The 1,160-nt window shown below is 52.2% G+C and carries 1 protein-coding gene; it reads right to left on the reverse strand.

Annotation, left to right across the window (positions count from 1 at the left end; all coding sequences use genetic code 11):
• Nucleotides 1-766, reverse strand: a 766-nt coding sequence (locus Q7K71_05875) for a histidine kinase dimerization/phospho-acceptor domain-containing protein (GenBank protein MDO8675624.1), incomplete at its 3' end; no start/stop codon positions are given.
• Between the last annotated feature and the right edge of the window lie 394 nt (nt 767-1,160).

Consider the following 1,160-nt stretch of genomic DNA (forward strand, 5'->3'; position numbering starts at 1 on the left):
GCACCCCATTCATGGCGTGTGCCGCATTGACCAGCAAATTCATGAAGACCTGATTGAGCTGCGACTGGATGCACTCAATGTCTGGAATGTCGCCGTACTCCGTGACGACGTCCGCTTTGTAGCGGATTTCGTTGGCGACGATGTTGAGGGTGGAGTTAATACCCTGGTGGATGTCCGCCAAGGAAAATTTCCCTTCGTCGGGGTGCGAAAAATCTTTCAAATCCTGCACGATCTTCTTCACCCGGCCGATGCCCTCTTTGGATTCACGCAATACGGCGGGTATATCGGTTTTCAGGTAATCAATTTCCAGGCGCTGCTTGTTGGTCGTGATGGCATCGCGCTCCTTCGGGGGGAGTGCGGTCTCGGTCTGTTCGTAAACACCGATCATCTCCAGTAAATCGTTGGCGTAGCCCCCCAGCGTTGACAGGTTGGAGTTGACGTAGCCGATGGGGTTGTTGATCTCGTGTGCAACACCGGCTGCGAGTTGGCCGATCGACGCCATTTTTTCAGACTGCAGCAACTGGTTTTGTGCCTGTTCCAGCCGTGCGATCAGTACCCCCTGCTCGTCCTTTTCGCGGGACAGGGATTCGTTGCGTTGGTTGAGTTCCGCCGACATGATGTCGAGTGAGCGCGCGACCAGCGCCTTGTCACTGTCGGCTTTGAGGTAGGCATCGTCGACCGCGGCAATGAAGGCATGCCAGTTTTCCGGTATCTGCTCGATAGAACCGAAATTGCGCCGGATTTGTCGCTCAAGTAGACGATGCATGTGTTGTCAATTGGTTAAACCGCCATGCCCGTTGGCGTCGCCGTCTTCCATCGGACAAAGGGAATCTTGGGGAGATACATCAATCCTCCGGTTGGGATGGCAACCTGTGTGAATCAATTCTAGGCCTTGATTCATACCACGCATCGGTAAAACTTCCCTGCGTACCTGGGGGTGTCCAGTGCCCTTTTAATTGAAATTGCACCGGTTTGGTGCATTTGTGGGGCAAATCAGCTGTTTTTATGAAATCTTTTTAAAGTATTTTAAAAATAGGCCTAAATAAGCCCCTAAATCTGCCGTTAAGAAACGTACGTCAACTCATAAAAGTAACCGGAGGGGCCGCCAGGCCAACCAAAATGCAATTGCCTTCCATCGATCGAACCCCAAATGTGCGCTC

The sequence above is a fragment of the Candidatus Omnitrophota bacterium genome, from assembly GCA_030650275.1.
GTDB lineage: Bacteria > Omnitrophota > Gorgyraeia > Zapsychrales > Fredricksoniimonadaceae > JACPXN01.